A 26,985-nucleotide genomic window follows, 5' to 3' on the forward strand; every position below is an offset into this window, starting at 1 on the left:
GATCTGCATAGTTTTATGCAAGAAATATTGAAGATTAATCTCCGGAATCGGCGTATCATCGCGTTCATACAAAAGGATAAGAACATGAAACGCCAATTTATCCGGGAGATCCTGGATGTTATCACCGCGGACACCATCTCCTTCGCCGGAGGGCTTCCCGACGCCGACCTCTTCCCCCTAGACGCCTTCAAAACGGCGGCCGACCGCGTCCTCTCCGAGCCGGCCAGCCTGCAGTATTCGCGTTCGCAGGGATACGCCCCCCTGCGCGAAAAGATCGCCCGGCGCTACTGCGCCGCGGGCTTTGAGACCCGCGCGGAGGAGATCCTCATCACCACAGGTTCGCAGCAGGCCATCAACCTCATCGCCTTGAGCATGCTTCCCTACGGGGTCACCGTCGAACTGCCCGCCTACCTCGGGGCCCTCAGCGCCTTCCGGCTGGCAAAAGTAAAGACGGAGGGGGTCGCGCTGGAACACGACGGCATCGCAATGACACCGTTCAGACGCAGCATCGCCAGGACGGGGGCCGCCTACCTGATCCCGGACTTCCAGAACCCGACGGGGCTGCGCTACAGTGCCGCCAAACGCCAGGCCGTCGCCAAGGCGGTGCTGGACGCAGACGCGCTGCTGATCGAAGACGCACCCTACAGCGAACTCTATTTCGACCATGCCTCCCTGCCCATCAGCGCAAGCATGCCCGAACGCAGCTTCCACCTGGGCTCCTTTTCGAAGATCCTGGCCCCCGGCCTGCGGGTCGGGTGGGTCCGGGCCAGCGAGGCGAACCTGCGGCGGCTGCTCGTCGTCAAAGAGGCGATCGACCTGCATACGTCGACACTGGACCAGCGCCTGATCGACGCGTTTTGGGAGACCGAGGGGCTTGACCGCCACCTCTCATCGCTGCGCATCCATTACCGGGCTAAGAAAAACGCACTTTCCAACGCACTGCGCACCCAGCTGCCCGACTTCGTTTTTGACGAACCCCGCGGCGGCATGTTCCTTTACGGGAGGCTGCCCGGCCACGATACGAAATCATTGGTCAACCGCTGCCTGGAGCGCGGGGTCGCCTTCGTCCCCGGCAGCGAGTTCTACCCCGGCACGCCTGCGCTCGACGAGCTCCGGCTCAATTTCACCCACACCGACCCGGCGCAGATGCACCGCGGCGTCGGACTGATGGCCGATGCCTACCGCGAACAGATCGTTTCGAAAATCACGGGAGTGGCCAGGGCCACGGCATGAGAACCGCTTCGCACGCCTTTACGGAGAGAATGGCCGCGCGCTTCGAGGCCTTCGACCGAACCATCGAAGCCCGTCTCGACCTTGTCTTTTCCAAACTGATCACCGGGCTCAAATACGCCTTTATCGCCGTGATGGTACTCTACCTGGCCGTCTGCATCCTGAGCCTGTCGCACAAAATCGTCTCCTTCACCCTGGACCAGGGGGCGCTCGATTTCCGCTCCATAAAGATGATCCTGACCGACGGCCTCTTCGTACTCATCGTCATCGCCATTACGAGGACCTTCCTGATCCGCAGCGCATTCGATTATGCCCTTACCCTGCTCGAGATCGGTTTCGTCGTCATCATCCGCAAACTCATCCTGCTCGACACCGTCCCGGAGGAGACGGGACTGATGCTCGTTCTCAGCCTCACGTCGACGCTCTTTTTCCTGCTCATCGTCTATATCCACAATCTCAGACGCCGCTGGAACAGGGAGGACGGCACGGGAGGTTAACGGTAAATTAATGCCTTTGCTCTACAATGGTTTTTATTCAACCACTTACAGGAGTTCTTCGGATGAAACCTTTCGCAAAAATTGCCGTTATCGCGGCAGCAACCCTCGCCATCAGCGTCCCATCGGCCTTCGCGTGCAGCGCGCAGAGCAGCATGCAGGGCATGCACGGCGGCAGCGACAACAAAATGCACCTTGCCCGCAAAGTCGTCGATGCCGTCAGCCAGACGGGGCTGAGCACCGCGCAGACCCAGGCCGTCACCGATGCCATCAACACCTTTAAGGCAAAAATGATGACGCGCAAAGCCTCCAAAACCTTCCCCATCGACGCCTTCGGTGACACTGCCTTCGATGCCAAGCAGTTTAAAGCGGCCCAGCAGAAACAGTTTGATGCCAAGATGGCTGCGATGACCGAACTCTTCAGTACCATCTACACCGTGCTGACGCCGGAACAGCGTCCCCTCTTCAAGCGCGCCTTCACCGCACCGATGGTCAAGATGATGATCAAGCGGAACATGATCAAAGGTGGTATGAAAAGCGGCGGCATGGGCGGCGGCATGCAAAAGAGCGGTATGAAAGGAAGCGGTATGCAGCAGGGCGGTATGAAATGCGGAGGGATGAAGTGCGGCGGCATGTCCCGCTGAGAAGCGAGACCGCCACGCGCTGCTGAACCATACCTTACTCCAACCCGCCGGGCGGGAAGCGCTCGGGCGTACGCGCTGTCACCCCGCCATTCCGGCACGGATTCCTCCCCCCTTATCACGTTACTTTGTAAAGAGAGTGTCAAGAAACGCCCCTTGGCGTCTTGACATCATGGTACTACCATGTGAACATCCGAACACAAGGAGTACCTATGAAATCCATTCTGATCGCCCTCTTCTGCAGCGCCGCCCTTATGGCGGCGAGCCCGGAAGTCGACAACTACCTGCAGCAGCTACAGACGGAAGCCCCGGCCCCGTTTGATGCCGCGCGCGGCGAAGCGATCTTCACCGCCGAACAGATCGGCAAAAAAGGGACAAAGATCGCCTGCACCAGCTGCCACGGCAACGACCTGACCCGCCCCGGCAAAAACGTCAATACCGGCAAAGTCATCGACCCGCTCTCACCGGATGCCAACCCCGATCGCCTCACGTCGCTCAAAGAGGTCACAAAATGGCTGCGCCGGAACTTCAAGGATGTCTATAACCGCGAGGGAACGGCCCAGGAAAAAGGTGATGTTCTCACCTATATCATGCAATACCGCTAAGGAGTCTACGATGAAAAAGCATCTTTTTGTTATTACTTGCGCGCTGCTGGCAGCCGGTTCGGTCTACCTCGCGGCAGATGACCATCACGAAAAACACAGTGAGCAGAGGCATGAAAAAGCCGTTGCACAGGATGCCGTCACGACCGACGGCCAAAAACGAAGTGCAGCAGGGGTCGAAACGACCGCCGCGCGTCTCTATAAAAACGAGTGCGGGGCGTGCCATATGGCCTACCAGCCCGGCCTGCTTCCCCGTGCTTCCTGGACACGTATGATGGTGTCGCTTGGGGACCATTTCGGAACCGATGCGACCCTTGAGCCGGCTGATGCGGCAGAGCTTGCCACCTATCTCGACGCGAACGCCTACGGAAGCGCACCTTCATCGAAACATATGGCGCGGATCGCCAAATCCGTCTCCGCCGATGCGCCGATGCAGATCAGCCGGTCCGTCTACTTCGTCAAAGAACACCGAAGAATTCCGCAGCGTTTCATCGACCAGGCGGATGTGAAGAGTCTTGCGAACTGCAACGCCTGCCACGCGAAGGCCGAAAACGGCAGCTACCGCGAACGGGAGATCTTCATCCCGAACTACGGGCGCTGGGACGACTGACGCTTCTGCCCGTCAACCCGGAGGTGAACCATGAACAATAGCTATATCTGGAGTCTGCCGACACGCCTCTTCCACGGGCTGCTCGTGCTCTTTATCCTCGGCGCCTATCTGAGCGCCGAAGAGGAGCGCTGGCTGCTCTGGCACGCGGCGTTCGGTTTCGCCGTCGGGGCCCTGCTGCTTTTCCGCATCGTCTGGGGCTTTTGGGGGCCGGAGCATTCGCGCTTCGCCGATTTCGACCTGAAACTCTCTTCGTTGAAGACCTACATGCTGACGCTGCTGAGCTCAAAAGCAACGTACGCAGGCCATAACCCCGCCGCCAGTTTCGCCGTGATCGGTATTATCGCTGTGACGCTGCTGCTCGTGCTGACGGGCATGCTCACCTATGGTGTCCAGGAGAACCGCGGGCTCTTCGCTTTTCTGAACGGCACGTTTTTCAAGAAGATGGAACTGTTCGAGGAACTCCATGAATTCCTCGGGACCCTGCTCTATCTCCTGATAGGGGCCCATATCGCGGGCGTCCTGCTCGACCGCCTTCTGCACCCCTCCCACGGCACGCTGCGCTCCATCGTCAGCGGATACAAACCCGTTGAAGGCCGCAGCGTCAGGCTGACCTTTGTCCAAAAGACCATCGCCGTCCTGGGCATCGGGCTCGCCCTCGCGACCCCCATCTACCTGTTGACAGCAAGCGACACCCCCCTGACCGCCGCGCATACGGCAGCCGTCGATTTCGAAAAAGTGCATCCGCTCTTCGCCAACGAATGCGCGGCGTGCCATACCCTCTATCCCCCCGCGCTGCTGCCCGGCCGCTCCTGGCGGCGCCTGATGGCGGATCTGGAGAACCATTTCGGCGATGATGCCTCGCTGGAGGCAGCCGATACCCAGAGCATCCTGGCCTACCTTGTCGCCAATGCCGCGGAACACGCCACCTCCGAGGCTGCGTTCAAGCTATCGGCCTCTATGACAAATATGGATATCATAGCAGTGACGCAGACGCCGTTCTGGAAAAAGACCCACCGCAGGATCACTGCGGACGTTTTCGCGCGCGACGCGGTCAAAAGCAGGGCCAACTGCAAAGCCTGCCACAGCGATGTTGAACGCGGCCTGCTCGAGGATACGAACATCACGATACCCGGAGAAAGGAGCTGAGATGCGTTTCATCGTTCTGATTGCCCTGCTTTTCACCCTGCTGGCAGCGGACCACGACGACCACCGCGAGCACCATATGCCGATGGACATCAGCTACCTCGACCTCACCCCGCAGCAGCATGAGCGCGTCGAGAAGATCGCCCGCGACTACCGCAAGGCCCATCACCGTCTCAACCGCCTCGAAGCGCAGACCCGTGACGCCGTCAGGGCCCTCTTCGAAGCCGAACGTTTCGACCGGGCGAAATTTCTCGAACTGACCACCGCGCTGCAGACCGAAAACGACAGGGTGCAGGCGGATTTTTTCGAAGCGCTCCACGCCGTTCTGACCCCGCAGCAGCGACAACGCTTCACCCCCTACCTGGAGGAGTGGGAACGTGACTAAGCGGGTGATGCTGATCGAAGACGACCGGGCCATGCAGGCGCTTATCGGCGGCTACCTTACCGATTACGGCTACAGCGTCCGCAGTTTTAACGACCCCCGCAGCGCCATCGAAGCATTGAAACAGCACAAAGAGGGATTCGATATCGTCATCCTCGACCTGATGCTGCCCGGCATGGACGGCTTTGACGCCGCCAAAACAATCAAGGCCGTCAGCGACATCCCCATCATCATCTCCTCCGCCCGTGGCGACATCGGCAACAAGATCCACGGCTTTGAGCTCGGCGTCGACGACTATCTTGCCAAACCCTACGAACCGCGGGAGCTCATCCTGCGTATCGAGGCGGTGCTCCGCCGCTACGGCAACGCTCCGCAGCTGCAGGTCTCGGACTTCACCGTCGACGAACAGAGCAGAACGGTCAGTATGGAGGGGTACCCCGTCGACCTCACCCCCGTGGAGTTCGAAATCTTCCTTTTCCTGCTGAAAAACCGCGGCAACAACGTCTCGCGGGAGCAGATCGTCCATGCTACTTCGCTGGAACCCGAGACCAAGGGACGCACCGTCGACATGCACATCAGCAACATCCGCCTCAAAATAGGCGACAGCGCCAAATCCCCCCGCTACATCAAGTCGGTCTGGGGGATCGGCTACCGGTTCATAGGCTGATCCGATGTCCATTTTCCGAAAAATCATCCTGCTTTTTTCCGCCAGCCTGCTGCTGATGCTGGCCATCGGCTATCAGGTAGACGCCATGTACACGCAGCGTACGGAAGCCCTCGTCACGCAGCAGTACCTCGATGATGCCCGGAAGCTCTACGGGCTGCTGGCGACGACTGAAACCGAAGCCCTTGCATCTGCCCTCCCCTCCATGGGCCTTGAAGCGGTTGAAGCCACACGGGCAACCGGGGCCGAGCCCCTGCTTGAACGCCCCCACTCCTTCGGGGATATGCGGATCCTGAAGACGCGCGACGGCGCTTATCTGCTTTCCATCCGCTACATGGAGAGCGCGTTGCTGCTGCGGGACAGCGCCCTCGACGGGAGCCTTCAGGGACGGTGGCTGCCCCATCTGCTCGTCGGGCTCGATATTGTCCTTCTGGTCATGATCTTTCTTGTCATCATCACTATGCTGGCCCCCCTGGGTCACCTTGCCGCCAAGATGCGGGCCTTTGCCGAAGGGGATTACGACAGCCGCGCCGATGTTCCGGGGCGTGACGAGATCGGGGCCGTCGCCGAGACCTACAACCACCTCGCCCAGCGCCTGCAGGATACGATCGTGGCGCGCGAAGCGCTCCTGCGTGATATCGGCCACGAACTCCGCACCCCCATTGCCCGCGGCATGTTCGCCGCGGAGAAGCTCCCCGATTCCGACGAAAAAGTGCTGCTCCAGCGCTGCTTTGCGGAACTGGAGTCCATGACAAGCGAGCTGCTCGAGGTGGAAAAGCTCTCCGTGACCGGGGAGCTGCATGTCGAGACGATCCGCGCGGAAACGCTCATACTGCAGGCGCTGTCGAAAATGATGATTGATGACGAGGAGAAGGTTTCCATTGCACTTGACGAGGCATTTAACCTCGAAGGTGATCCCCTCTACCTCTCCATCGCCCTCAAGAACCTTATAGACAATGCGCTGAAATACGCCACCGCGTACCCGGTGACGGTCACGGCCGAGGCCGGAATGATCTGCGTCTGCAACCGGGGCAGGCCATTAAGAGCACCGGTCGCAGACGCGCTGGCTCCTTTCCGGCGCGGGGTACACTCCCGACAGCGAGGAGGGTTCGGCCTGGGGCTCTCCATCGTGGCCAAGGTCCTGGAGCGGCATGCCTATCCGCTTTCGTACCGTTACGAAAACGGATGGCACCGTTTCTGTATCGATTTTACTCCCGCAAAACTCCAACAGGGTACTGAACCCGCCTAATCGCCTAGGCACCCAGCCGCTGCATATAGTGCAGGTAGAACTGCTGCGCCGTCCGCCCGCTGCGTGACGCCCGTTCGGCCGAGAAGCGCAGCGCTTCGCGCATCAGCAGCTCCCGGTCGGCGTCGACCCCTTTGAAATAGTGCTCGACCATACGCAGATAATCGTCCTGCGTCCCCTGGTAAAAAGAGAGCCAAAGCCCGAAACGGTCCGCCAGGGAGATCTTCTCCTCGACGCTGTCGCCGTAATGCAGTTCGCCGTCTTTGACCGTTGCCCCTTGGTTTTCGCTCATGTATTCGGGGACGAGGTGGCGGCGGTTGGAGGTGGCATAGACCCGGACGTTTTCCGGCGCACTCTCGATGGAGCCCTCCATCGCGCTTTTGAGATAGGTATAGGAGAGGTCCGTTTCGCCGAAGGTAAGGTCGTCCAGGAAGAGGATAAAGCGGTAGGGTTCGTCGCGCAGCTCGTCGATCACCTCGGGCAGATAGCGCAGATCCTCTTTGAAAAACTCCACGATCCGCAGCCCCTCCTCGGCGTAGGCCTGCAGCAGTGCCTTCACCAGTGACGATTTGCCCGTCCCGCGGCTGCCCCAGAGCAGCACGTTGTTCGCAAAACGTCCGGCCAGGAAGTTCTCCGTATTCTCGACAAGCGCCGCCTTCTGGCGGTCGATATTGATCAGCGCCTCCAGCGGCATCGCTTCGATCCGGGCGATGGGTTTAAGCGTCTCCGTCCGCCGTCTGAAAACGGCGGCCAGGGTTGTGTTCCATGCGATCATGGCATCTCCTCTCCGGCAAAGTATTCCCCGCCATTATACCCCTGTGCAAATTTCGGGCACCTTCGCTACAATGATAATATAATTTCACAACGGAGGGCGGAATGAGAATTGCCATGGGCGGTGCGACGGGGTTCGTCGGGAGACACCTGCGGAAACGATTTGAAGCGGAAGGATGGGCGGTCATTCCGCTCAGCCGCAGCGACCTCGCGCTTCCGGCCGAAGCGCTGGCCGAGAAGCTCATCGGCGCCGATGTCATCATCAATATCGCCGGCGCACCCGTCGACCGCCGCTGGAGCCGCCGCTACAAGGCGCTGCTCGTCTCGAGCCGCGTCGGCACGACGAAGCGCCTCGCCGAGGCGATCGGCCTGCTGGACGTCAAACCCTCCCTTTATATCGGCGGCTCCGCCGTCGGCATCTACCCCTCGAAAAAATGGCATGACGAACTGAGCGAAGAGTACGCCTACACCTTCCTCGGCGACCTCTGCCAGCAGTGGGAAGCCGCGGCAACGGAGGTCAAAGCGCACGGCGTCCGAACGGTTATCTTCCGCCTGGGCATCGTTCTGGGCAACGGGGGGATGCTCGCACGGATGCTCCCGGCCTTCCGGCTCGGCCTCGGCGGCGTCGTCGGCGACGGGAAGCAGTACCTCTCCTGGATCCACATCGGCGATCTTTGCGAGGCCTTCGCCCGCGCGGTCACCGATGCCAAGATGCGGGGAATCTACAACCTCGCGGCGCCCCGGGTCTCGACCAACAAGGAGCTCACCGAAGCGCTGGGAACGAAGCTGCACCGCCCCATCTTCATGCGCCTGCCCTACTGGTTTCTGCGCCTCGTTTTCGGCGAGGGCGCAGAGGTGATCGCCGGCGGCCAGTGGGCCGTGCCGCGGCGCCTGCTTGACGCCGGTTTCACCTTCCGATTCGAGCATCTAGGCGATGCCCTGGACAATCTGCTCACAAAACGGAAAGATTAAAACGCCTCCTGCTCCGTCCGAGTGAAAAAACGCTATAATTCGACCATCATTCGCAGCGGCGGAGCGTACCAAGAATCCGTCTCTTTCCCTGCACTACCAAGGACACATCATGGCCATCCCATCCGTAGCGTTCAAACGCCAGAATCACCGCCTTCTGCTCTGCGAAGAGAGCCGTAAAAACGAGCTCCTTGCCCAACTGCTCGAGGAGAACGCCGACAAAAAGATCAGCGTCGTCACCGCCGGCGATGCCGGAGCCATCAGCGTCCCCGACACCGTCACCGTCCTTGGCGACGATGCTGTAGAGGGCGCTGAAGCGTGCGACCTGCTCATCAGCTACGACCTGCCCGAAGTGCCGCAGCGCTATCTCGATCGTATGGCGCTCGCCCGCGAAGGGGCCCTCGTCCTGCTGGGCGAGGCGGACCGTCCCCGCCTGATGGGCATCGAGATGCTGCTGGGCCGGGCCATCTCCCAGGAGCGTCCGGAGGGCTTCGCCCCCGAAGAGGCCCCCAAGCCGGTGCAGCGCCCGAAACGCTACAAGAAGCCCTCCGCCCGTCTCTACGAAGAAGACGCACCGAAAAAAGCCCCCGCCAAACCGAAAGGCAAAGGCGCCCCGCGCAAACCCAAAGCCAGCGGCGTCTCCCGCTACATCGGCACGGATGAGAACGGCAAGCCGATGTTCTCGGGCAAGACGGGCGAGCGCAACCACCGCTATGACGGCAAGCCCCACGACGAGGAGAGCCTTGCCGCCAAAAAAGAGTGGGAAGCGAAACGCAAAAAAAGCGGCGGCAAAAAGCCCTATGATACGAAGAAAAAACCACCGTACAAAGGTGAGAAGAAACCCTATGAGGCCAAGAAGACGGAGACCCCTAAGGACAAGCCGAAACGCCCGATGATCCGTATCAAGGCAGAAAAACTCAAAAAGAGTGAACCTAAAAAGTAAGCGCCGCTATTTCCCCAGCGTATAGAGGTTGTTGCTGCCGTGGCACGCCGCCTTGAAACGCTCTTTGAGCTCCCGGTCGTAGGTCATGATGAAAACGTCCGCCTGCCGGAGCTTTAAACGCTCGAACTCCCCCAGCAGAAAATCGTCCGCCACGTTCTTGCCGTGATCTACAACGGTAAAGTTGAACGACTCCAGCCGCTTGCCGTAATCGTACAGCTCCGCCTCCCACTCCCGCCGCTTGAGGTAGAGCGAGTCGGGGTTCGCCGCCAGGTAGATGCGGTCGTCGGGGACGTGGAACTTCTCGATGACATGGGTGAACATGGGCCCGATCGGGCCGAAGTTCTCGATATCCCAGAAGAGGTAGGTACCGCGCGTACGCGTGCGCCGCTGTTTGTTGAGCAATTTCAGGCGCTTGGAGATGTTGAGGTGGACATGGGCGTTGTCGTTGGTGAGCTCGATCTGCAGCTTCAGCGCCTCCGCCTCCGCCGTCTTGAACCCCAGCACCTTTCCCATATCGATAAAGAGCTGCAGTTCGGCCTGCTCGGCCTGCGCCCCGCCCTTCTGGTAACGCCCCAGCGCCTTGATCTTCTCCGGCGGGAAAAGCAGTGACAGCGTCGGAGGCCGCTTTTGCTCATAGGCTTTTTTGACGGCATGAAAGATGGTGTAGGCGTTTGGAGTCTCGGGCATTTCAACGCTCCCCTTGACCTCATCGCCGATAATGATTTGCTTCATGGCCTGGATTATAGAGGGAATGGATAAAAGCGGGCTGATGATTTTACGGAGCGGCCGGCGCCATGCCGGCCGTTCAGGAGAAATGGATTTAAACGTGCCCGAGTGACAGGTTTACTGGAAGATCGTCGGTCCGCCGGGTACGACCCGGGTGAACACCATGCTGCCGTCGACTGTCATGTAGTTGTTGGTCGGATCGAAACTGACCGTCATGTTGACCGGGACCTGCGACCCGAGCGTATCGTCGACCGTCAGGCCGAACTCCATGTTCGTGTCGCCGGCGATAGTATCGCATCCGGAGGTAATCGTATCGGTACAGACCGCGCTCTCGTCCGTCGGGGCAGCCGGCGTCATCGTTACCGTGCCGTTCGTTTCGACCACATAGGTACCGAACTCGGTCATGTTAAAGCGCCCGACGGTCCCCGGTTCTGAACCGACCGGATCGGAGCTCTGGCTGTCGTCAATGTCGGCAACCATATAGTTGCCGGCGCCGTCCAGGACCATGATGACAAATTTGATGTTGCCGGTCGTCGACTGGTTGACGATCCATGCCCCCGCTTCCGGACTGATTGCACTGCTCAGACGGTTTAATACCACCGTACCGTCAATGCTGGTCAACGTTGCCGTATCATCGCCGTTATCGCTCACCGTCGCTCCCACGGCAGTATCGCCGGCATTGGTGTTGATCACCGGGGCGGCCGAGGTGAAGCTGCCGGAGGCGTCGAGCGTGTACTGACCGACTTCCACGCCGCCGATGACACCGTTCGTGCCCAGGACCTGCTGAACCCCCATGTACTTGTCGTTATCGGCGATGATCAGGAGGGCGTCCATCGTCGTGATGCCGCCCAACGCCCAGGCACCGACCAGCGTCGAATCGTTGGCGGTCGTAGGCGTGGTGCTGCTGCCCCCTCCACTCATAAAGTAATTGATCAGCGCATCGCGGGCGATGATATTGAACTTGATCTCGATATCGCCCGTAAACGCCGGTTGCATTTCGCCCTCGGCGACATAATCGCCGCCCCCGTCGTTCATCACCGTCGCGGCGAACGGCCAATTCATACTCGGCAGCTCGACGATGATGACATCGCCGTTGCCGTCATTCTGGACATGCCAGCTGCCGCTTTCCACGACCTGCGGGTTCTGCATATCGCTGAAATCGATCAGCACGACCGTCCCGTTGCTGTTGATATCCGTATAAGCATCGCCGGTATTGAACTGGATACCGGTAGTGCCGTTGACGTTGAAGACGTAACCGCCCGTGCCGCCTTGGTTGGCCGCGACGAAGTCCGCCAGCGTCGTGAACGTCATGGAGGAGTAGTTCACATCATAAGATGTCAGCATCCCCCAGAAATCGTATTCGTCGCTCAAGCGCAGGTGCGCCGTTTTGTATCCGACGGAGCCCGCAGGCATGGTGATGCCGAACATCGCTTCGAGTGCCGCCTGGTCATAGACATCTCCCAGGTTTGCAAAGAGATGGCCGCTCGGCGGAATAGAGACATTGAGCTCCGTACCGGCAGGATTGATCGTGAAAGCAAAACTATCCGTCACCGTGCCGTTGATATCCTTGAACATGACCGTACCGTTCGAGTCGGCATAGAGCCCGTCGGAATTGACCGCATAGACCGCCGTACCGTTGCTGTCGGGCCAGACGCCCCACAGGTCCATATCGGCAAGGAGGGAGACCTGGGCCTTGGCAAGGGCATCCCACTCCGCCTGACTGATGGGGATCTCGGTCAACGCGTAGAACTCATCCACCGTTACCGGCGGTACCGGCGGTGTGTAGTTTTCGAGTGCCGTTGTAATCGCACCCATTGCGATATCATTCCCCATCAGACTGCTGTCACTGTCAAGCACATAGCCAGCCGTCGGTGCATTGTGCGCCCCCAGCCAGACCTCGCCGTTGTACAGCGTCACGAAGATATCGCCGTCTCGCATCAATGCATCGTAATTCGGGATACTGGCATTGAGTTCGGTGAAGATCGTCAGCTCTGCCTGATTCGGAAGATTGCCGACCGTCCAGGTACCAACGATTTGAGTGTTATCGCTGTCACTGACCAGGTAGCCGCTCATTCCCAGGCTGAGCGTTATGACGTCAGCACCCGTATCATCCACCGCTGCAGTAAAGGAGGCATTCATCTGCGGCCGTGCCCCTGTCGAGCTGTTATCGTCCCAGTAGATCATGTTCCCGTAGTTGTTGTTCATGAAATCTTCCATGAAAGCGTATGGCACGCTGACATTCATCGGGCGCCAGTCAAGGATGTATGTATCGACAAGATACTTGCTCTGCATCGTATAGTGCAGAGCGCCTGAGGGGAAGGTCACCGGCAGCGTCATACCGCCGCCGATGTCGATATCAACCGTCTGGCCGTCCAGCACTTCCGCCTGAGCGATCTGGTACGCCGCAAAGGGAGAAGAGAGTGTCGTACCGTCAGCGCTGATCGTATAGGTAGACGACACGGCTGCCTCCGTCGTCCATGTACCGTCGGCAGTATTGAGCATAAAGTTTGTACCGAACGATGCAGAAACCCAGGCGCTACTGTTTATGTCAAACAGGTATCCGTTCGTACTCATCGTACCGCCGCTCATCGTATAGGTTTCGTATGCCGGTGTACCGTTATCTTCGACCCAGTAGCTGTAGAGCGTCATGCCCTCATAGAACGTCGTATCGGTTACCACCGGATCGGCAACGACCGTTACGGTAAAGGTCTCCTGTGCACTAAGAACACCGTCGTCGACGGTGACCGTCACGGTCGCCGTACCGACACCGGTCGGGTCGACTGCCACCGTCGTACCGTTCGCCGAAACCGCGGCAACCCCCGAATCGGACGATACCGCGCTCAGCGTCAGTGCATCGCCGTCAACATCGGCAATGGAGACCTGCACTTCAAAAATCGGCGAACTGACCGCCGCGGCAGGCGGATTGCCGATGGGATCGATCGTCGGGGCGTCATTAACAGGCGCTACCGTAACCGTGACCGTCCCCGGAAGCGAGGTCGCGCCCTGGTTGTCCTGAATCGTGTAGGTAAAGCTGTCTGTACCGTTAAAGTTTGCATTCGGCATATAGGTCACAACGCCCGTCACCGGGTCAACGCTCAGGTTACCGTCCGTCGCGGCGGAGACCGTCACCGTCGTGGCATCTACCGAACCGTCGCTGTCGCTGGTGTGTGCCACCACGTCGATCAGCACCGCCGTATCTTCATCGGTACTGGCCGCAAAGTCGCCTGCGACGGGCGACAGGTTGGCCACGACATTGATGGTGACCGTTGCCGCAGCGCTTGTGAGGCTGCCGTCGGAGACCTGATAATCAAAGGTAAAGTTGCCTTCGGACGCACTGCTGAAGCTGAAGGTACCGTCACTGTTGAGTGTCAGCCCGGCAAGCGTCCCGACCTGTGTGAAGGTCAGCGTATCGCCGACATCGATATCCGACGCATACGCATTCAGATCGCCGTCGAGCTGGGTATTCGTCTGCACCTGGAACGTTGCAGCCGACGCCGTTGGGGCGTCATTGACGTTGATCACCTCCAGATCGAACGGTGCCAACGCTGCCGTCAGTACCGAGTCGGAGACGGAGATAACGATCCCCGTAGTGATGCCGACATCGGCATTGCCCGGGGTGCCCGAAAGCGTACCCGTCGCAGTGTCGAACGTTGCCCAGGCGGGCTTGTTGGCAATGCCGAAGGTCAGCGTGTCGCCGTCGATATCACCCGAAGACGGCGTAAAGGTGTAGAGCGCGTCCTGGTTCACCGACGTCGCCGGCGTACCGCCGATCGTCGGCGCATCGTTCACGTTGACGACCGTCACGGAGAAGAGCGGCAGGGCGACCGTCACCGTACCGTCACTGACCGAGATATTGATATCGGCGGTCGTACCGACGTCACCGTTGCCCGGCGTACCCGTCAGCGCCCCCGTTGCCGGGTCGAACGCCGCCCACGTCGGCTTGTTGACGATACTGAAGGTCAGCGTGTCGCCGTCGATATCACCGGACGACGGCGTGAAGCTGTACGGTGCATCCTGGTCGACCGACGTTGCCGGCGTCCCGCCGATCGTCGGCGCATCGTTCACAGAAATGACGGTCACGCTGACGTTGCCGTCGGCACTGCGTCCCGTGCCGTCGCTGACCGTATAGGTGAAGCTGTCCGGGCCGTTGTAGTTCGCGGCCGGGGTGTAGGTCACCGTCCCGTCAGGATTGATCGCCGTCACACCGTGGCCTGCGGTTGAAACTGCCGAGACGAAGAGCATGTCGCCGTTTTGGTCCGTATCGTTCGCCAGGACATTGAGCGACGCATTGGTATCCTCGTCGAGGGTCAGAATGTCGGCCACCGCTACCGGGGCAAACTCGTTGCGCTTGACGACAAGGTCAAATACACGGTTATTCGTGACCAGGCTGTTCGCGACCGTCGCTTTGAGCGTCACGGCCACGTCCGCCGTAGCACTGCGTGTCACGGCGCCGGTCGCGACATCGATGACGCCCACAGGGGTCGCCGACCATGTCAGGTTAAGATCCGGCGTATCATAGGGTGCCGCGGCGGGACTGCTCAGGACGAGATCGGCCGTAATGCTGTCATTGGCCGTATTCGTCCCGAGGTAGGTGATGTTGTTTGTAAGGGCATCCTCAACCTCTGCCAGCGCGGCGATCATCGGGTCGACATAGGTTCCCGTTTCGATCTCATCGGCGACCTGGGTCGTGTTCATGTCGTTCAACGTCGTCGTCAGCTCCGTGACGGCGGCCGTATCGCCGTTTTCGATCGCTCCTTCCGCGGCTTCGGCGTAGGTGTTGATCGTCTCGCCGAAACCGTCCAGTTCGTTGACGGTCGTGACGTTTGCCGCGAGCGCATCGATCGTCCCGGCGAGCGTTTCAACAAAAGTCGCGATCGACGGATCGAGCGTCACCCCCGTATCGGCACTGACCTGGCCGGCCAGCTCGGTCGCGTTAAAGTCGCTGCTGAACGTCGTGGCTGCCAGCGATTCAAACACTTTCGCATAGGCAGCGTCAAACGATTCGCCGTCGCTTTTTGTCGCGGCGGTCAGTACTTCGGCGACCTTCTGCACTTTCTGCGCCGCCATAAAGCTGTCGCTGTCGAGCATCGGGTCGTTTTTGACCTGATCGGCAGTCACCCCGAGGTTGGCCGCGACCGTATCGGCCGCAGCATCGAACGTGATCGACGGGTCCGATGCCATGATCGCCGCGACATAGGTTGTCAAAGGGGAAAGGACGATATCCGGACGCGTCGCGTCATAGACGGTTGAGAGCCTCCCTTCAAAGGGGTAGCCCGTACTGATATCGGTACCGCCGTAGGCATAGATCCTCGTTCCGTCGATTATGGTCGCCTCAAAGGCGAAGTCGCCGTTCGCGTCGGTCACCGTCGACAGCTCCGTATCGTTATGCTCCCCTTCGCCGGTGCTGTCGACAAAGACGGTCGCTCCCGATACATATCCGTCCACCACACCGCCGCCGCTGGCGCTGCTCGTATTATTACTGCTGCCGCCACCGCCGCAACCGCCAATCGCGATTACGGCAGCCACAGACAGCATGACCTGGCTTATCTTGATCATTATGAACTCCTAAAATTTTTCCTACTACAAAGCTACAGGAAAAAAGTCAAAAAAAGTCAAAAAAAGTGTTTGGGGGTGAAGCAGATTTTACGAAAGGATGTAACCCTGTTTGCTGAGGCTCTTGATCCGAAGCTCCGGAACGCGTTTTCGCAGGGAGTAGACGACCGTTTTCAGCGAGGATGATGACACCTCCTCGTCGGCCCAGATGGCAAATTCAAGGTCGTGGTAGCTGACGACCTGGTGGCGGTGCCGCACCAGATGCTCCAGCAGAATGTTCTGTTTGGCCGTCAGCGCCACATCCTCCCCGTCGGCATAGAGGGTTGCGGTGACGAGGTCGTAGGTATGGATGGGCGAGAGGACGATACCCTCGCCCTTTTCCGCATCGTGCTCCTCCAACCGTTCGCTTTGGTGGCGGCGGTAAGCGCTCCGCAGGACGGTTTCGAGCTCCTCCGGGCCGAAAGGTTTCATCACGTAACCGTATGCCAGAGGGCGGAAAGCCTTTTGCAGCGTCTCGTTATCGCAGTACGCCGTGATGTAGACGATGGGGACCGTGTGCTGCTCCCAGATCATATCGCTCAGCGCGAAACCGTCGACCTTGCCTCTGATATTCACGTCCATCAGGACCATCCCCGGGATCTCCTCTTCAAACGCGGCGATAACGGCCATGGCGTTATCGAACACACCGATGACGCGGATCCCCCACCCGTTGAGAATACTGGTGATATAGCGGGCCGTCAGCACTTCATCTTCCACCACCATCACGGAGTCGATCATGCCTGCCCATCCTTTGCGTCAAATGTTATGGTAATGGTCACGCCCCCGTCAGAAGCGATATCGCAGGTACCGTTATCCAGCCCTTTGACAAGGTCGGTGATCAGCATCATACCGATACCTTCGGACGTTTCCGAACGCTCCGGAAGCCCCTTGCCGTAATCCCGCACGATCAGATCGTAGCTTCCACGACCGCGCTGAACGAGTTTGATCAAGACCTCTCCGTGCTCCGTGCCGTCATAGGCATACTTGATGGCGTTGGTTACGCCTTCGTTGACGATCAGTCCGATCGACAATGCATTTCGGATTCCCAGCCTGATGGATTTCTCGCATTCGCAATGAATCTTTACCGCCGAGATTTTCTGGAGGTTCAGCGTCAGCATCTGCAGGTAGTGATGCATATCAATGTCTTCAAAATCCTCTGCGCTGTAAAGGTTTTCATGGACCATCGCCATCGCCCTCAGGCGGCCGATGTTTTCGGTGAAGTATTTGCGGTATTTCGGCTCTTCGATCTTCTCCGACTGCAGCCACAGCAGGCTCATGATGACCTGCATATTGTTTTTGACGCGGTGGTGAAGCTCCCGGAGCATGACTTCACGTTCCCGTGCCGTTTTCGCCAGGCGCACTTCATAATCCACGCGCATATGTTCGAAATAGTAGACGACGAACGAGATGGCGACATAGCCGATAAACATCTGGATCATGAGTCCCGCGGGAAAGATCGGATCGCCGATATTGAACGCGCTCAGCAGCAGCACGGCGCCGATACCGGATATATTCAGGATACTCCATCGGATCCCCCGCTTCAATCCGTGCTGGGCAAAAACGTAAATCGGCAGGGAGGCGGTCCAGAAGAGCGCGGAGTCCTTTTCAAACCCATCGATGTGCAGCGAGAGGATGGCGAGCCCCGAAATCACCCCGACCAGTATGCTGGAGGTCGTTTCCAATCTGACCCTGCGGGCACGGAACAGTATATTGTTTATCAGAATGGTTACGATCCCGAACAGCTCCAGGACGGCAAGCGTATTAAAACCGTGGGTCAGGTTGTTATAGATGTCCAGGGAGAGGACCAGGACCGCGAAGACCGTAATGAGGTTTGCAATGACGGAGCGTTTATACTCGATTGAATCTTCAGGATAGTCGATATTGTCACGGACAAAACTTTTACACCAGTGCGAGCAGAACATGCAGCCATCATAGCATGTTTTCTCTTGCGCCTGCCGCGATCGCCCTTTCCGGCTCACTTCCCGGGCTTATTCCCTCTGTCACGATCCTTCGCCTCTTCCACGCACGCGATCAGTTCCGTCTGCATATAGGCTCCCTGCAGCTTTGCGACCTGCTCGTCATGCCGCTCCTGCTGCTGCACATCCAGTCCAGTGTCGTTATCCGCTACTTTGTCGTAGATGCTCTGCATCGCCGACCCCGCAAGCGTTTCGGCGGAATCCGTATGGATCATCTCCCACAGTCCGTCGAGCCCGTTGGCGGGCACGGGGAGATTGCAGTAATAATACTTCGCCGGCGTCAAGCCCCAGAAACAGAAGCCGAGCGAGAGGTAAAACTCCAGTGCCTGGGGGACGCAGCTCGCCTTGAAACGCCGGACATGGTGGTGCACCGCCAGTTCGAACACCCAGTGCAACAGCATCAGCGCGTAGCCGTGGCGCCGGTGGCACTGTGGGGTGAGGATATTGTGGATGGTCAGGTAATCGTGATAGCGGTCGATCTTGTAGAAGAGGTAGCAAAGATGCTCCCCCGCATCATCCGTGAGGATAACGCTCCCCTCGGCATTCCAGCTGTAGTGGCGGTCCCACCACCGCATCGCCTGGTCGGCGAAGCCCCGGCTCTTCGCATCGTCGATCTGCGTGATGGAATCAAGATACTCTTTTCGGTTGACGTCAATGACACGGTACGGCATAAGTGCCCCTTTGCAAGCCAATAGTAATGCTTGAAAAGGGAAAACTTCACAGAGGTATTAAAAGTGACAAATAAGTGATGCGTTCAGTATAACACCCCGGCTGTATCTGCGGTTCACACGGGTGTATAATATGTAACCATTTCCAGTTTTCTCTCCACTAGTCCATATATGCATCACTTTGGCTTGCGTACGAAACCGTTTTTCAGGTATCATTCAGCAATTGAAAGATGATTTAGAGTTTCATCTTGGTTAGTTAATTGATTGGGGACCCGGTGCTCCCCGGTCATTTCAATACCTTGCAGAGTGCTCCACATTAAATTTCGACGACTACATTAACAACAAGGACTTGCTTTGGCAGATCTTAAAAAGGGAACCGTTAAATGGTTCAACAGTGAAAAAGGCTATGGGTTTATCTCCCCTGAAGACGGCGGCAAAGACGTATTTGTACACTTTCGCCAGGTCAACAGATCAGGCTACGGCCGCGTTGAGCTCCAGGAAGGTCAGGAAGTGACTTTCGAGATCGGCGAGGGACAAAAAGGCCCGCAGGCGGAGAACGTCACTCCCCTGTAATGCCTTCAACGGCGGAACCTTCCGCCGGCATCACGATTTGTCCCCGGGACACCTCTGAAAACCCTTCGATCTCCGGAGGTTTTTCAAAGATGCCCACAAAAGAGGATCGCTCTTTTACGCTATGGCTTCGGAGGACAATACGATGCAGAGCAAGGAAGCAGCACTCAAAGCGCTGGACGATGGAAAAGAGCTGACCAGTGCGGTCACGGGCATAAAATACAAACAGATGGATGGCGCGCTCTATTCGAAAAGCAGCGAACGCAGCGAATGGATCGTGTGCGGGCTGATGTTCTACACCCCCGGTTCCTGGCTGAACCTCTTCGAATAAGACGCGCTGCGCCGCCCCGATGCGGCACCCTCTCTTAACGCACGCCCGCTTTCATCTGCGCGAGATATGCCGCAACCTCTTCCGCTTTCATCGGCTGCTCTTTGCGGCGGTCGCCCTGCGCATTGCGCTTTTTGTTCTGCTGCCCCTGGCGCGGCTTAGCATCGGTACGCTCGTTGCCGTTGCGTGCCGGCCGTTTGCCGGAGGCGTTCGCTTTCGGCTTGGCGGCAGCTTTCGTCTTTTCGGGCAGCCGGGTCTCAAACCCTTCGACACTCTTTTGCGGGATCGCTGCCTTGATCAGCTTCTCGATATTGCGCAGGTAGTCAGCCTCTTCGGCGCAGACCAGTGAAACGGCCTCCCCTTCGTTGCCAGCGCGGCCGGTCCGGCCGATGCGGTGCACGTAGTCTTCAGGCACATTCGGCAGCTCGAAGTTGACGACATGCGGCAGCTGGTCGATGTCGATCCCGCGCGCCGCGATGTCCGTCGCGACCAGGACGCGGACGCGCTTCGCTTTGAAAGCGGCCAGCGCCTTGGTGCGCGCGTTCTGGGTCTTGTTGCCGTGGATCGCTTCGGAAGGGATGCCGTCACTTGTCAGCTGCTTGCAAAGCCGGTTTGCCCCGTGCTTGGTCCGTGTGAAGACCAGGACCTGCTCCCAGCCGTTGGTATTGATCAGCGTGGAGAGCAGTGCGCGCTTGCGGTCCTGCTTGACCGGGTAGACGACCTGCGCGACGCGTTCGGACGCCGTGTTGCGGCGGGCGACCTCGATCAGCTCAGGGGTGTGCAGCAGGCCGTCGGCCAGTGTCTTGATCTCGTCGGAGAAGGTTGCGGAGAAGAGGAGCTTCTGCGCTTTTTTCGGCACGAGCTTGAGCACCTTTTTGATGTCGTGGATAAAGCCCATGTCGAGCATGCGGTCCGCTTCGTCGAGAATAAGCAGCTCGATGCGCGAAAGGTCAATGTTCTTCTGGTTCGCATGGTCAAGCAGGCGTCCCGGTGTCGCGACGACGATGTCGACGCCGCGGCGCAGTTGACCGATCTGCGGGTTGATGTTGACCCCGCCGAAGATCACCGCCGAGTTCAGCGGCAGGTATTTGCCGTAGGTCTCGACGCTCTCTCCCACCTGCGCGGCCAGTTCGCGCGTCGGTGTGAGTACCAGTGCGCGGACGGGGCGTTTGCCCTTGGCAGGCGCCGCGCTGCTGAGCAGCTGGAGCATCGGCAGGGTAAAGCCCGCCGTCTTTCCCGTGCCCGTCTGGGCACCGGCAAGGAGGTCTTTTCCGCCGAGCACGACGGGAATCGCCTGCGCCTGGATGGGTGTGGGTTCGCTGTAGCCCGTTTCGGCGACAGCACGCAAGATGGGCTCTGACAGCCCGAGGTTAGAAAATGACATATGTTTTCCTGTCAAAATGGCCTACCTGCGTCCGAAAACGCCGCCGGTCCAGGCTCATCTATGAGTTGTAAAATTGTTAAGGTAATCAAAGGATGGCTATGCGCAATCGAAGGATGCCGAAAACGGAGTCAGACGCAGACCGTGGTGCGCTGAAAGTGGTGACATTATAGCGTATTTTGCAGCTGCCGTGCGACGTATGCGTCCAAATAATCGGCAATGCTTGCCTGACATAAAGGATAAACAGATTTTCTTACCGGATCACCAAGTAAAAAAGCTTATCATAGGTAAAAATGTACCTCATTCGGAGCGTGTTCCATGATGGAAAAGATGCCGATCGCTAAAGCCTTTACGCTGATGGAATCCGGCCCGGTCGTCCTTGTAACGACAAAAGACGGAGAAAAAAACAACGTCATGACCATCTCATGGACAATGGTGATGGATTTCACGCCGGTCTTTGCCATGACGACGGGTCCGTGGAACTACTCTTATGCCGCGCTGCAGCAAATGCGCGAATGCGTCATTGCGATCCCGACGGTGGACCTCATCGACACGGTCGTCGGCATCGGCACCTGCAGCGGCTCGGATACGGACAAATTCGGGAAATTCGATCTCACGCCGGTTGACGGTGACTTTGTCAGAGCACCGCTTATCAAAGAGTGCCTGGCGAATATAGAGTGCACGGTCGTCGATATCATCGAGCAGCACAACATCATCGTGCTCGAAGGCGTGTGCGCTTGGTTCGACCCTACCCGAAAGGAACAGCGGACCCTTCACGCCGTCGGCGACGGCACGTTTATTGTCGACGGCGAGCGGCTCGACCGTAAGCGGATGATGCGGTCGAAGCTGCCGGACGGAGTCTGACCTGCAGGCGTCGGAAATTAGAAATGTTGTAGTTTTTTCCAAATGGACTAAGATTCATTAAATATTGTTTTTATTAAATTATGAATAGTGAAACACGGGGGGACACTTACGCCCGCACAAAAGGAGAGTCTAATGGCATATTGGAGCAAAAACAATCGCGCCTGCAAAACGACCTGGTCCACGTTAAAGCTTCTGGACCAGCTGAACGCCGTCTTTCGTGAGGCCGGAGAACTCAAGATCAAAGAGCTTACCTTTTTCAATCAGACCAGCAGCGGTGATCAGCGCAAAGCCGCGGCCCGAACACTCGCGATCCAGATGGACAATGTTTTCCGCGAAGTACGCGGCGCGACGTACGAGGAGGATATCACGGGAGAGCAGGCTATCGACGCGATGGTCGACGTTCTGACAACACCGGAGGCAACCGTTTCGGACCTGGCGGAAAAGTGTGATATCAGTTACAACTTCTACGGCGAGGATGACGAATGAAAAGAGGCAGCTCCCTGTGCGCACTCGTCGCAGGTGTCCTCGGTGCATTTTTTCTCGTAATGAACCCGTCGCAGGCCCATGCAGAGATCAATACCGACACCATCGTCGCTGCATCCAAATCCGGTGTCAGCCGCCTGCTGGATGAACGGCAGCCCCTCGCCGATGCGGCGCAGCACTCCATTCTGGAAACAGTGCTCAAAGGCGCGGATATCAAGCTCAAAGTGTTTGAAAGCGACGACAACGCCTCCACATCGCTCGGTTTCGAGTATGAATATTCCAAAGACATCGCCCAGTACGCTTTCCGTTCAAAGAAGGCGACGCACACCGGGCTGGCACTGAACTTCAGCGCTTCGGGCAACGTCGCGTTTGAGCAACAAGCCAACCCGCGCAATCTCACAGACACGCGCTTTTCGTTCGGATACTACTTTTCGACCGGAGGCGTTCTGCCTGCGACACCGGATTTTGCGCTCCTGAACAGGCTCGAAGACGCCGCCGCCGAAGCCAACACGACGGAGGAGCTCCGGCAGTTGTCCGCATGGAAAGAGCTCGCCAAAGCGGTGCGGAATCAGCTCTCGGATCAGTACTACTTCGACCTCTCCGTCAAAGGGGGCCTTGAAGCGGATCAATCCTTTAAAGCGAAGCAGTATTACTACGGGCTTTATGCCAATATGATTGCGAAGGGTTGGAATGCCGAAACGTCGGTGCTGGCCCAGTTCAATATCCTCGACTACCCGGCGGCGCTGCTGCGTCTGCTCAGCGGCGTCGATGACACCTGGCAACCAAGAGGCTCCTCTTTTCCGGAGTTTTTGATCGGCATCGACCAGGTAGACCCGGATTCAGACACCCCGCGCCAGATCATCGCCGGGGATGAATCCTCTTTTACGCGGATGCGGTTCGAAGCCAGTTTTCGGACCCTCGCCGCGACCTACAATGACGCCGACGCTTTTATAGAGGCGAACTACCGCTACTACCAGGAGATCAATCCCTCCAGTGCGGTCAAAGCCGCGGGGCTGGACACCTACAGCTTTTTTACGGTGGCGCTCGTCATGCCTGAGGCCGAGGGCCTTTACGTCAGTTATTCCGACGGGAAACTTCCCCTGGACAGACAAAACGACCAGGTATACGAACTGGGCTTCAAGTACAAGTTTTAACGCGGGCTGCGGAGCAACGGCTACTCTGTTGCGGCCGCGGGTTTCGATAGAAAGAGCGACGTATAGATCCCCGCCCCGATCAACACCGCCCCGACGACGTGATAGAACTGCAGCGTTTCGCCGAGAAAGATATAGGCCAGTACGGCGCCGAAAAGCGGCATAAGGTGGGCAAACTGTCCCGTTTTCGCCGCGCCGAGCACGTCGATTCCCCTGTTCCAGAAGATATACGAGAGGATCGAGGCGAAGAGCGAGACGTAGATGAAGTAGGTCCAGTAATTTTCAAACAGCAGCAGTTCGGCATGAAACGTGTAGCCCTGCGCCAGGTAGATCGGCAGCAGGTAGGCGAACCCCAGGTACATATTGGCCATGAAGAGCTCCGCGCTGCTGAAGCCCGCGGGCTTCAGTTTGAACAGGACCGAATAGAGCGCCCACACCAGCGAGCTGACAAGCATCCAGAAGTCGCCGTGGCTGAGATTGAGCGCGGCGATGTTGCCGATCTCCCCTTTGAGGATCAGAAAGAGAACCCCCGTGGTCGAGAGGGCGATGCCGGCGACCTGCCGCTTCGTCACGTCATGCTTGAGCATGAGCGCCGAAAGAATCAGGATCATGATGGGCACGCTGGAGTTGATCAGCAGCGCGTTGGTCGCCGTCGTCGTCTGCAGCGCCGTGTAAAGGATCGTGTTGAAGAAGGTCACGCTCAAAATGGCCAGGACGGAAGTGACGACGAAGTGCGAGCGGATCAGCCGGATGATATTGCGGAGGCTGACATAGTACAGCGCCGGCAGCAGTATGACGCAGACCAGCAGCCAGCGGAAAAAGACCAGTTCCAGCGGCTGCACATCGTCACGGACGAAGCGCCCCAGCACGAAGTTGCCCGACCAGAAAAGCACGCAGAGGCCGACAAGGATATAGACGCTGTACTTTTTCAAAAAGTCCCCCCGTACCGTTATGAAGCGGCATTGTAACAACTTTTTGCCCCGCAGCGTTTTCCCCACGTTTTGGACAAAAGATAATCAACGCGCTTTACAGGACGCGCCAACGGTCTGGTAGGCTTGGGGCAGGCTTCCATAAAGGGAGCAGTTCGATGCAACAAATGTTTTTTTACTTGCATATCGCCACGATTTCAGTCCCAGCTGCTGCTACTTGCAACGTATAGATTACGGAGGAATTCATCGTGAAAAAATTCATCTGGTCACTTCTTGCCCTCGGTCTGTTTTTATCAACAAACGTCTTTGCCCAGGATGCCAAATTCTGTGTACACCTTGACGACAGATGGGGTGACAACTGCGGTTCTTCAGACTCTTTGTCGATCAGAGTCACCAACCAGTGCAACCAGCGCGTCTATGTCAAGATGTGCCTTGAGAAGAAAAACGGAAACTGGTCCTGCGGGTCGGACTCCACCCTTGACCCGGGCGAAACCAACAACGGGTTCTATACCTGCCACGCGACGGGCGACTACCGATGGTCGGCCTGCACGGGCGGCTACAACGAGTGCGGATTCAAAAACCCGCGCTGACCTTCAATTCTATGTTATGGAGCGCGGCAGATCGTTTTGATCTGGGCGAAACGGTGCCGCCCTCCTCCTGCAGTCACTCCCTACTTCTTTCTCGACCGCCTCTGAACGAAGCCTCATCATGAATTGGCTATGATAGCCATTATGCTACAACGGCACGGGATACCTTTCATGACCCTTCTTACCCTGCTCCTCGGCATCCTGTCCGTACTGCTCATTTTCCTTCTGCTGCTGCGCTACTTTGACCACGGTGCGGAAGTCCGGGAGTGGCGGCGGCTCCTCTCGGAACAGCCCGAGCACCCCGCACGGTTCGATCCGGCGATGGTGGCGGAGCTTCCGGAGGCGGCACGGCGCTACTTCGCCTACACCATCGCCCCCGGCACGCCGCTGCTGCGCGTCGCCGAGATCGATATGAAAGGTCTCTTCAGCCTCAAACCGCCCGAGTACTTTCCCATGGATGCCCGGCAGATCCTCGCCCTGCCCCACGGCTTTGTCTGGAAAATGCGGCTCGGCGGCGGCCTGCCCGTCTCCGGTTCCGATACGGGCAGCTGGACGCGGTTCCGGATACTCGGGCTCCTTCCCGTCGCCCGGGCGGGCGGCGACGCGGACCATACTCGTTCCGCCTTCGGCCGCTGCGTCATCGAAGCGGTGTTCTGGACCCCGGCGGCCCTGCTGCCCGGCGAAGGCATAGCCTGGGAAGAGGTGAGCGAGAGCATCGCCCGCGTCACCGTAACCCGCGGAGAGCTTTCTCAATCGGTGAATATCACCCTGGGTCATGAAAGGCAGCCCATCGAAGTCTCCATGATGCGCTGGAGCAACGCCAACCCACAACAGCAGTACCGGCTGCAGCCCTTCGGCGGGACCCTGTCGGATTTCCGCGACGTCTCGGGCTACCGCCTCCCCTTCAAGGTTGAAGGGGGCAATCTGTTCGGCACCGGGGAGTATTTCCCCTTTTACAAAGCGGAAGTCATGGCCATCCGGTTTCCCCTGCACACTACGCTTAAAAACTGATGGCCGCACATATTTTTTAAAAATTATTAGGAAATATGATAAGCTTGACGTCAGCAATGTTGTTTACCGGCAGGAGGGGATCAGATGTATCGTATCAACCGGGAGAAGCTCCTGGCCGTCATCCGCGAAGTGGATCAGGCCATCTACAACCATAGCCAGTGGTACCAGAACATCATCCGTTCCATCGTCTGCCATCTCCCCTTCGACCAGCGGGACATGGCCGAAGACGCCCACCATCACTGCACTTTCGGACAGTGGTACTACCACTGTTCCGAAAAGGAGATGCAAGAAAACAAGACCTTTCAGTCCATCCGCGGCGAGCATAAACAGGTACATGCCAATGCGAAGCTGCTGCTTGAGACCTCCTCCCGGGGCGAGGCCATCTCCTATATCGATTACGACAACTTCGCCAATGCCGTCGAACGCCTGCGCCTGAATCTGCAGACGCTCAAATACGAACTCGAAGAGACCCTGTACAACCGCGATCCTCTCACCGGTGTACGCAACCGTATCAGTATGCTCAGCGACCTGCGCAAGCAGATGGACCTGATCGATCGCCATGTGGATACGACGGTCATCGCCATCCTGGACGTCGACCACTTCAAGAAGGTTAACGACACCCATGGCCACCCGGTAGGCGACCTTGTCCTTGCCAACATCGCCGCCTATATCCTGCAGCATCTGCGCCCCTATGACAATGTCTACCGCTACGGCGGGGAGGAGTTCTTGATCATGATGCCCCATACGGATGTCGAGACTGCCGCCGCTGTCATCGAACGTATCCGCGAAGGGGTCGCACAAATGCAGACGCACATGCATAACGGCGAAACGATCAGTGTCACGATCTCTGCCGGTGTGACCAAGCTCCGGGACCACCACAACATTGAAACGGCCATTGAAGAGGCCGACAAAGCCCTCTACGAAGCCAAACTTGGCGGGCGAAACAAGAGTGTCGTTTCCGCCTGATTTGCGCCGCTCCCGCTATGCGGTGAGCCTTCCCGTCTAGAAATCTTCAATCAATATT

The 26,985-nt window shown here is 58.2% G+C and carries 27 protein-coding genes; 19 read left to right on the top strand and 8 right to left on the bottom strand.

Annotated elements, in window-relative coordinates; all coding sequences use genetic code 11:
- Nucleotides 1-84: 84 nt before the first annotated feature.
- From ACM66T_RS09390 to ACM66T_RS09430, 9 genes are all read left to right on the top strand, one after another.
- The gene (locus tag ACM66T_RS09390) at nucleotides 85-1,233 is read left to right on the top strand and encodes a PLP-dependent aminotransferase family protein (protein WP_231018727.1); all 1,149 of its coding nucleotides are present in this window, start codon (nucleotides 85-87) and stop codon (nucleotides 1,231-1,233) included.
- Nucleotides 1,230-1,727, top strand: a complete 498-nt coding sequence (locus ACM66T_RS09395) for a hypothetical protein (RefSeq protein ID WP_231018730.1) — start codon at nucleotides 1,230-1,232, stop codon at nucleotides 1,725-1,727. Before ACM66T_RS09390 ends, ACM66T_RS09395 begins: the two co-directional genes overlap by 4 nt.
- Before the next feature lie 62 nt (nucleotides 1,728-1,789).
- A complete protein-coding gene (locus tag ACM66T_RS09400) occupies nucleotides 1,790-2,368 on the top strand; it encodes a Spy/CpxP family protein refolding chaperone (protein WP_231018731.1) in 579 nt (192 codons plus the stop codon).
- A 209-nt stretch (nucleotides 2,369-2,577) separates the two neighbouring features.
- Nucleotides 2,578-2,970: a DUF1924 domain-containing protein gene (locus ACM66T_RS09405; RefSeq protein WP_231018732.1), complete on the top strand. Its 393-nt coding sequence runs from the start codon at nucleotides 2,578-2,580 to the stop codon at nucleotides 2,968-2,970.
- A gap of 10 nt (nucleotides 2,971-2,980) precedes the next feature.
- Nucleotides 2,981-3,577, top strand: coding sequence for a diheme cytochrome c (locus ACM66T_RS09410; protein ID WP_231018733.1), 597 nt, complete (start codon nucleotides 2,981-2,983; stop codon nucleotides 3,575-3,577).
- A gap of 30 nt (nucleotides 3,578-3,607) precedes the next feature.
- Nucleotides 3,608-4,723 carry a cytochrome b/b6 domain-containing protein gene (locus tag ACM66T_RS09415; protein ID WP_231018734.1) on the top strand — a complete coding sequence of 372 codons (1,116 nt, stop codon included), beginning with the start codon at nucleotides 3,608-3,610 and terminating at the stop codon, nucleotides 4,721-4,723.
- Between the two features lies 1 nt (nucleotide 4,724).
- Nucleotides 4,725-5,105 (top strand): Spy/CpxP family protein refolding chaperone, encoded by a 381-nt coding sequence (locus ACM66T_RS09420; protein WP_231018735.1) that lies wholly within the window; start codon nucleotides 4,725-4,727, stop codon nucleotides 5,103-5,105.
- Nucleotides 5,098-5,769, top strand: a complete 672-nt coding sequence (locus ACM66T_RS09425; RefSeq protein ID WP_231018736.1) for a response regulator transcription factor — start codon at nucleotides 5,098-5,100, stop codon at nucleotides 5,767-5,769. The genes ACM66T_RS09420 and ACM66T_RS09425 overlap by 8 nt, the downstream gene beginning before the upstream one ends.
- Before the next feature lie 4 nt (nucleotides 5,770-5,773).
- A complete protein-coding gene (locus ACM66T_RS09430; RefSeq protein ID WP_231018737.1) occupies nucleotides 5,774-7,015 on the top strand; it encodes an ArsS family sensor histidine kinase in 1,242 nt (413 codons plus the stop codon).
- Nucleotides 7,016-7,019: 4 nt separating this feature from the next.
- Here ACM66T_RS09430 and ACM66T_RS09435 read toward each other — a convergent pair whose 3' ends face one another.
- Nucleotides 7,020-7,787, bottom strand: coding sequence for an ATP-binding protein (locus ACM66T_RS09435; protein WP_416768461.1), 768 nt, complete (start codon nucleotides 7,785-7,787; stop codon nucleotides 7,020-7,022).
- Nucleotides 7,788-7,888: 101 nt separating this feature from the next.
- Between ACM66T_RS09435 and ACM66T_RS09440 the strand changes: the two genes are divergently transcribed.
- Together ACM66T_RS09440 and ACM66T_RS09445 are read left to right on the top strand one after the other, a co-directional pair.
- On the top strand, nucleotides 7,889-8,755 hold the full coding sequence (locus ACM66T_RS09440) for a TIGR01777 family oxidoreductase (RefSeq protein ID WP_231018742.1): 867 nt from the start codon (nucleotides 7,889-7,891) through the stop codon (nucleotides 8,753-8,755).
- A 109-nt stretch (nucleotides 8,756-8,864) separates the two neighbouring features.
- The gene (locus ACM66T_RS09445; protein WP_231018743.1) at nucleotides 8,865-9,695 is read left to right on the top strand and encodes a hypothetical protein; all 831 of its coding nucleotides are present in this window, start codon (nucleotides 8,865-8,867) and stop codon (nucleotides 9,693-9,695) included.
- Between the two features lie 6 nt (nucleotides 9,696-9,701).
- Here the strand turns inward: ACM66T_RS09445 and ACM66T_RS09450 are convergent, their stop codons facing one another.
- The 5 genes from ACM66T_RS09450 to ACM66T_RS09470 form a co-directional block, all read right to left on the bottom strand.
- Nucleotides 9,702-10,427: a hypothetical protein gene (locus tag ACM66T_RS09450; RefSeq protein ID WP_231018745.1), complete on the bottom strand. Its 726-nt coding sequence runs from the start codon at nucleotides 10,425-10,427 to the stop codon at nucleotides 9,702-9,704.
- 111 nt (nucleotides 10,428-10,538) lie between these two features.
- On the bottom strand, nucleotides 10,539-15,977 hold the full coding sequence (locus ACM66T_RS09455) for a cadherin-like domain-containing protein (protein WP_231018747.1): 5,439 nt from the start codon (nucleotides 15,975-15,977) through the stop codon (nucleotides 10,539-10,541).
- Nucleotides 15,978-16,064: 87 nt separating this feature from the next.
- Nucleotides 16,065-16,751 (bottom strand): response regulator transcription factor, encoded by a 687-nt coding sequence (locus tag ACM66T_RS09460; RefSeq protein ID WP_231018749.1) that lies wholly within the window; start codon nucleotides 16,749-16,751, stop codon nucleotides 16,065-16,067.
- On the bottom strand, nucleotides 16,748-17,935 hold the full coding sequence (locus ACM66T_RS09465) for a sensor histidine kinase (protein WP_231018754.1): 1,188 nt from the start codon (nucleotides 17,933-17,935) through the stop codon (nucleotides 16,748-16,750). Before ACM66T_RS09465 ends, ACM66T_RS09460 begins: the two co-directional genes overlap by 4 nt.
- A 53-nt stretch (nucleotides 17,936-17,988) precedes the next feature.
- A complete protein-coding gene (locus tag ACM66T_RS09470; protein ID WP_231018756.1) occupies nucleotides 17,989-18,660 on the bottom strand; it encodes a GNAT family N-acetyltransferase in 672 nt (223 codons plus the stop codon).
- Between the two features lie 351 nt (nucleotides 18,661-19,011).
- On the opposite strand from ACM66T_RS09470, the gene ACM66T_RS09475 reads away from it, so the two are divergent.
- Both ACM66T_RS09475 and ACM66T_RS09480 read left to right on the top strand, forming a co-directional pair.
- Nucleotides 19,012-19,230, top strand: a complete 219-nt coding sequence (locus ACM66T_RS09475; RefSeq protein WP_231018757.1) for a cold-shock protein — start codon at nucleotides 19,012-19,014, stop codon at nucleotides 19,228-19,230.
- A gap of 121 nt (nucleotides 19,231-19,351) precedes the next feature.
- On the top strand, nucleotides 19,352-19,558 hold the full coding sequence (locus ACM66T_RS09480; protein ID WP_416768462.1) for a hypothetical protein: 207 nt from the start codon (nucleotides 19,352-19,354) through the stop codon (nucleotides 19,556-19,558).
- A gap of 34 nt (nucleotides 19,559-19,592) precedes the next feature.
- Here ACM66T_RS09480 and ACM66T_RS09485 read toward each other — a convergent pair whose 3' ends face one another.
- A complete protein-coding gene (locus ACM66T_RS09485) occupies nucleotides 19,593-20,939 on the bottom strand; it encodes a DEAD/DEAH box helicase (RefSeq protein ID WP_231018760.1) in 1,347 nt (448 codons plus the stop codon).
- Nucleotides 20,940-21,266: 327 nt separating this feature from the next.
- Between ACM66T_RS09485 and ACM66T_RS09490 the strand changes: the two genes are divergently transcribed.
- The 3 genes from ACM66T_RS09490 to ACM66T_RS09500 all read left to right on the top strand — a co-directional run bounded on the left by ACM66T_RS09490 (nucleotide 21,267) and on the right by ACM66T_RS09500 (nucleotide 23,437).
- The gene (locus ACM66T_RS09490) at nucleotides 21,267-21,800 is read left to right on the top strand and encodes a flavin reductase family protein (RefSeq protein ID WP_416768463.1); all 534 of its coding nucleotides are present in this window, start codon (nucleotides 21,267-21,269) and stop codon (nucleotides 21,798-21,800) included.
- A gap of 132 nt (nucleotides 21,801-21,932) precedes the next feature.
- Nucleotides 21,933-22,286: a hypothetical protein gene (locus tag ACM66T_RS09495; protein ID WP_416768464.1), complete on the top strand. Its 354-nt coding sequence runs from the start codon at nucleotides 21,933-21,935 to the stop codon at nucleotides 22,284-22,286.
- Nucleotides 22,283-23,437 (top strand): hypothetical protein, encoded by a 1,155-nt coding sequence (locus tag ACM66T_RS09500; RefSeq protein ID WP_416768465.1) that lies wholly within the window; start codon nucleotides 22,283-22,285, stop codon nucleotides 23,435-23,437. Before ACM66T_RS09495 ends, ACM66T_RS09500 begins: the two co-directional genes overlap by 4 nt.
- Before the next feature lie 20 nt (nucleotides 23,438-23,457).
- Here ACM66T_RS09500 and ACM66T_RS09505 read toward each other — a convergent pair whose 3' ends face one another.
- Nucleotides 23,458-24,366 carry a DMT family transporter gene (locus tag ACM66T_RS09505; RefSeq protein WP_416768466.1) on the bottom strand — a complete coding sequence of 303 codons (909 nt, stop codon included), beginning with the start codon at nucleotides 24,364-24,366 and terminating at the stop codon, nucleotides 23,458-23,460.
- Nucleotides 24,367-24,611: 245 nt separating this feature from the next.
- On the opposite strand from ACM66T_RS09505, the gene ACM66T_RS09510 reads away from it, so the two are divergent.
- From ACM66T_RS09510 to ACM66T_RS09520, 3 genes are all read left to right on the top strand, one after another.
- Nucleotides 24,612-24,953: a hypothetical protein gene (locus tag ACM66T_RS09510; protein ID WP_416768467.1), complete on the top strand. Its 342-nt coding sequence runs from the start codon at nucleotides 24,612-24,614 to the stop codon at nucleotides 24,951-24,953.
- A 168-nt stretch (nucleotides 24,954-25,121) separates the two neighbouring features.
- On the top strand, nucleotides 25,122-25,961 hold the full coding sequence (locus ACM66T_RS09515; RefSeq protein WP_416768468.1) for a DUF6544 family protein: 840 nt from the start codon (nucleotides 25,122-25,124) through the stop codon (nucleotides 25,959-25,961).
- An 84-nt stretch (nucleotides 25,962-26,045) separates the two neighbouring features.
- The gene (locus tag ACM66T_RS09520) at nucleotides 26,046-26,927 is read left to right on the top strand and encodes a diguanylate cyclase (RefSeq protein WP_416768469.1); all 882 of its coding nucleotides are present in this window, start codon (nucleotides 26,046-26,048) and stop codon (nucleotides 26,925-26,927) included.
- The last annotated feature ends 58 nt before the right edge of the window (nucleotides 26,928-26,985 follow it).

This window comes from Sulfurimonas sp. ST-25, assembly GCF_048079205.1.
Lineage (GTDB): Bacteria > Campylobacterota > Campylobacteria > Campylobacterales > Sulfurimonadaceae > Thiomicrolovo > Thiomicrolovo sulfuroxydans.